The sequence below is a fragment of the Candidatus Erwinia dacicola genome, assembly GCF_001756855.1.
In the GTDB taxonomy this organism is placed as follows: Bacteria; Pseudomonadota; Gammaproteobacteria; order Enterobacterales; family Enterobacteriaceae; genus Erwinia; species Erwinia dacicola.
The window spans coordinates 1-4,366 of record NZ_MAYS01000164.1 but is presented as its reverse complement, the minus strand read 5'-3'; the positions used below and the strand labels follow the sequence as shown (position 1 = coordinate 4,366).

Sequence of the window (4,366 nt, the reverse complement as noted above, 5' to 3'; positions counted from 1 at the left end):
ATGAATGATATTATTGAGCCAGTCGATACCGACGATGGATTATTTCACGATGGCGACCCGTCAACCGGCGCGGAAGGCACTATCGTTTACGCGAAAATCATGAACGCGCTTCAGGGCGGTATTATTGATATTCAGACCGAGAATAAAAATATTCTGGCTGAAGCTAAAATGACGCCTGAGCCGTCGAAGAATAATCAGTTGTTGACCGCTATAAAAGCTATTGCCACAACAATAGCCGCCACCGCTGCGTCTGTGGCCGTCCCCGTTGGCACGCCGCTGGCCTGGCCAACAGCCACCCCGCCCGATGGATATGCCATCATGCAGGGGCAGACCTTCGACACCGCCAAATCCCCGAAAACCGCTGCGGCCTATCCATCCGGTAAACTGCCCGATCTGCGGGGGCAGATCATTAAAGGTGCGCCTGATGGTCGTGCGCTGCTGAGCCTTGAGGCCGATGGCATTAAGTCACACACTCATACCGCCACAGCATCAAATACCGACCTTGGCACCAAGACCTCCGCCGCCTTTGATTATGGTACGAAGACCACGTCAAACACGGATTTGGGGACAAAGGCGACGACTGCCTTTGATTATGGCACTAAGACGACTAACAGCACCGGGGCGCATGTACATACTTACACGACTGATCATACTGGCAATACAATTAGAGGACCTTCCGGCGGTGAAACAACCTCCGGCCCAGCCAATACCAGCAGCGCAGGTGCCCATACAGTTGCTATTGGTTCGCACACCCATAACGTAGTTCTCGGCGCTCACGCTCATACAGTGGCCATTGGTGCTCATACGCACACTATAGTTATGGGATCGCACGGTCATACCATTACGGTCGCCGCAGCCGGTAATGCGGAAAACACCGTTAAGAACATTGCATTTAATTATATTGTGAGGCTCGCATGACTTTTAAAATGTCCGACAACGCACAGACCATTAAGGTTTTTAATTTACGTGCAGATACCAGTGAATTTATTGGTTCCGGTGATGCCTATATTGCACCAAACACTGGATTACCGGCTAACTGCACCGAAATAGCACCACCGGCTGTTCCCGTCGACCATGCTGCTATTTTTGATGAAACGAAGCAGGCATGGTCTCTCACCGAAGACCATCGCGGCGTGACCGTCTATGATACTACCTCCGGGGCATCCACTGTGATCGACGTGCTGGGGCCACTGCCAGAGAACGTGGTGACGACAGGCCCATCCGGGCAGTGCGAGAAGTGGGACGGGAAAGCCTGGGTCAAAGATGAGGAGGCAGAGAAAAATGCTCTACTGGCCGAGGCGACCACCAAACAAAGCCAGTTAATCACTGAAGCCCGCCAGGTTATCGGCGAATGGCAGACCGCGCTGATGCTGGGGCCACTCTCTGAGGCTAACAAAGCCAAATTACAGACCTGGCTCGACTATATCGAGGCGCTGAAAAATGTCGACCTCACCAAGCCAGAATGGCCAGAAAAACCCGCTCAATGAAATTGATATCCACAGGGGGAATAGCTTCCCCTTTTACTTAAAGAAGATACACAGGAATAAAAAATGACATTGATTCAGACCGTATTACTTTATGGTTGCACTGCTGTTTGTGCGCTCTATCTGATTACCGGTGGTTATAAAGCCATCCGGGCTTATATTTGTAAAAAGATTGACCTGGCTGCAGAGGCAAAAAACAAAGGGTCATTGCAGGCTCAATAGCAGTCAGCACTCAAGATTAAAGCACCTTTTGATTGAGGTGCTTTTTTATAAGCAAAGTCAATAAAATAATTATGATACAGGGGTTCCATCTAACGCAGAGATGCGTCCTGTGTGTAATTTCTTTCGAAGGAATTGTATTAGCTTTACCTCTATATAGTGGTGGGTTAAATAAGCAACCAAAATCGACATCGTGAGCAGTGCAACAAATCCCGGAACACCATGCATGCTTCCGGGGAGCAATTTTTCAACTTTACCGGAAATAAACCCTGCTAATGGGTTGTGGATTAAATATAACGAGAATAAAATATTTCCCAAAGTGATTAAAAACTGAGGGAAAGACCGCGTAACCACATTGCTATATAATGCGAATGTCAAAACGAGAACAGAAAAAGCAATACCCGACAAGAGGTTGTAGGCAGTTAACTCTCTTGTAGATATGGCCATTCCGATAGCTGTAGCTATTAAAATGGGCACTAATGCAGATTTACCTTCAACATAATGACTGACTTTTTTGTACACGAACCCAGCAAGCGCACCGAATCCAAACTCCAGAATGATAGGGTTTGTCAAGAACCTTGCAAACACTGAATCAAACGCATATCCCTTTGCTGACAGGGTAAATTCACCTTTGAGGTAGTATACAACCACAACCGGAAGAGCGAACCAAAAGGCAAGTACAATAAGACGAGGTTTGACGAGCAAGCACAGTGAAAAAGCCATATAGAAATAGATTTCATAATTGAGCGTCCATCGAACATTATACATACCGGAGCTCTCAATATAGAGAGGGGGCGGACTTTGCAAATATGGTCTGAAAGTTAATGCGCTGATTAAATTATCGACTTTATCAGCATAGTGAAAAGTGCTCATTGCTCCGCCCGTCAAGAATGCAACAAGTAGAATCAAGTAATACATAGGTACTATGCGTATCAGGCGATTAACTATGAAGCTGGCACTGGTTTTTAACCCGTACCCCTTGCCGTCTGTAACGTAGACCATGATAAATCCACTTATTACAAAAAACAGGTCAACACCTATGCCTCCCCAGCCGAAAAGCGAGTCAGGGACAGTCCGGTCAGCACCATCAGGCACAAGATAGGAACGATAATGGAACAGCACGACTGCCAAGGCTGCTAAACCACGTAGTATCTAAATCGACTCAATTTTATTTTTCATTGCACCTGTATACCCCACTAACTTCTATCGCATTGATTTAATTAATAAATGCTGATATCCAATCGCCACCTAGAAGGATTTTACAGGATTAGTACACTCTGAGAATCAACAATTCTTATATTTTCGACCTGCCGAGGACAAACCTATTCAAAGTAATCTCTCTCTAACTGCTACAAGTTCGAGACTGCATCAAATGCTTACACCTTCTTATCATTGGATTTAACGATCAATTATTAAATATTGATCGCCACAATAGATCAATTATTGGAAAACGACTATGAAATCAACCATCTTTCCCTGGATCGGTGGAAAGCGAAAGCTCGCCCGATACCTGCTACCGCAGTTCCCAGATCATACTTGCTACGTTGAGCCATTTTGCGGCGGAGCTGCGCTTTTCTTCATGAAGCCTCCCTCAAAGGCTGAAGTGCTGAACGATATCAACAGTGATATCGTTAACCTGTACAGGGTAATCCAGAACCATCTGGAAGAGTTTATAAAGCAGTTTAAATGGGCTTTAACCAGCCGCGAAATATTCCAGTGGCTCAAGGATACTCCCCCTGAAACGCTGACTGATATACAGCGTGCGGCCAGATTTTATTATCTACAGAAATTATCTTTCGGGGCCAAGGTCGAGGGACGAACATTTGGCACCAGTGCGACAGGCCCCTCGAAATTAAACCTGCTACGGCTGGAAGAAACGCTTTCAGAGGCATGGTTGCGTCTGCACCGGGTAACAATAGAGCATCTTGACTGGAAAGCATGCATAACCCGTTACGACAGGCCAGACACGCTGTTTTACCTTGATCCACCATACTGGCAGACGCAGGGTTATGGCGTACCGTTCGGGCTTGAAGAGTACTACGCAATGGCAGAACTGGCACGCAGATGCCAGGGGCAGATGATTATCTCAGTAAACGATCACCCGGACATGCGCCGGGTGTTTGAGGGGCTGGAGATGATAGCGGTTAATACAACATACTCAGTAGGCGGTAATAATGGGCATAAGGCGTCTGAGCTGGTGATATGCAACTTCAGGCTTGAGGTTGGTGCATCGAGGCTTTAAATCCTTCTGAAAGGCACCACAGGCCGTTTTTTTTCGACGGCCACATCAAATACCGCCATTTGCTCATGTATGAAGCGGGTGGCGTGTTCTCGTTGTCCAGTTATATAGGCGATGGCCTGTAGGGTCAGTGAGGCCGACTGACCGAAGGCCGAAACGATGTCATAAGCATCGTCGGTCATGGTCTGGCGAATCTGATAAAAGTTCATGGTCAATTCCTTCTAAGCGACTAAAAACCTACAGGCCTGTAGTGCGACGCACACTAACTCGGCGGGAGCGGACAGTCCAGAGGAAGGAAATATAGAAGGTTAGAAGTGGTTTTCTCGGTTGAAAATTGCGCTGATTTGAAAGGTATTTGATATGCGCCGGAGGGGGATAGCCGTGAATCAAATAGCCTTCAAATCAGTATCAAACAATTTTCGCG

The 4,366-nt window shown here is 46.9% G+C and carries 6 protein-coding genes; 4 read left to right on the top strand and 2 right to left on the bottom strand.

All coding sequences use genetic code 11. The annotated features are described in order from the left end of the window. The 3 genes from BBW68_RS05015 to BBW68_RS15880 form a co-directional block, all read left to right on the top strand. Positions 1 to 918 (top strand): phage tail protein (locus tag BBW68_RS05015; protein WP_070134271.1); only part of this gene is annotated, 918 nt, incomplete at its 5' end. Continuing rightward, entirely contained in the window at positions 915 to 1,487 is a 573-nt protein-coding gene (locus BBW68_RS05010; protein ID WP_070134270.1) for a tail fiber assembly protein, read from the top strand. The genes BBW68_RS05015 and BBW68_RS05010, both read left to right, overlap by 4 nt. Positions 1,488 to 1,550: 63 nt before the next feature. Continuing rightward, positions 1,551 to 1,706: a DUF1378 family protein gene (locus BBW68_RS15880; RefSeq protein WP_083264805.1), complete on the top strand. Its 156-nt coding sequence runs from the start codon at positions 1,551 to 1,553 to the stop codon at positions 1,704 to 1,706. A gap of 69 nt (positions 1,707 to 1,775) precedes the next feature. Here the strand turns inward: BBW68_RS15880 and BBW68_RS05005 are convergent, their stop codons facing one another. Beyond that, positions 1,776 to 2,855 carry an acyltransferase family protein gene (locus BBW68_RS05005; protein WP_083264804.1) on the bottom strand — a complete coding sequence of 360 codons (1,080 nt, stop codon included), beginning with the start codon at positions 2,853 to 2,855 and terminating at the stop codon, positions 1,776 to 1,778. A gap of 304 nt (positions 2,856 to 3,159) precedes the next feature. Between BBW68_RS05005 and BBW68_RS05000 the strand changes: the two genes are divergently transcribed. Further along, positions 3,160 to 3,945 (top strand): DNA adenine methylase, encoded by a 786-nt coding sequence (locus tag BBW68_RS05000; RefSeq protein ID WP_070134269.1) that lies wholly within the window; start codon positions 3,160 to 3,162, stop codon positions 3,943 to 3,945. Here BBW68_RS05000 and BBW68_RS04995 read toward each other — a convergent pair. Next, positions 3,942 to 4,151, bottom strand: a complete 210-nt coding sequence (locus BBW68_RS04995; protein ID WP_245675206.1) for a hypothetical protein — start codon at positions 4,149 to 4,151, stop codon at positions 3,942 to 3,944. The genes BBW68_RS05000 and BBW68_RS04995 overlap by 4 nt on opposite strands. Between the last annotated feature and the right edge of the window lie 215 nt (positions 4,152 to 4,366).

Coding starts and splice junctions, on each gene's coding strand:
- BBW68_RS05010 (WP_070134270.1), top strand. CDS start 915: ATGACTTTTAAAATGTCCGACAACGCACAGACCATTAAGGTTTTTAAT.
- BBW68_RS15880 (WP_083264805.1), top strand. CDS start 1,551: ATGACATTGATTCAGACCGTATTACTTTATGGTTGCACTGCTGTTTGT.
- BBW68_RS05000 (WP_070134269.1), top strand. CDS start 3,160: ATGAAATCAACCATCTTTCCCTGGATCGGTGGAAAGCGAAAGCTCGCC.
- BBW68_RS04995 (WP_245675206.1), bottom strand. CDS start 4,151: ATGAACTTTTATCAGATTCGCCAGACCATGACCGACGATGCTTATGAC.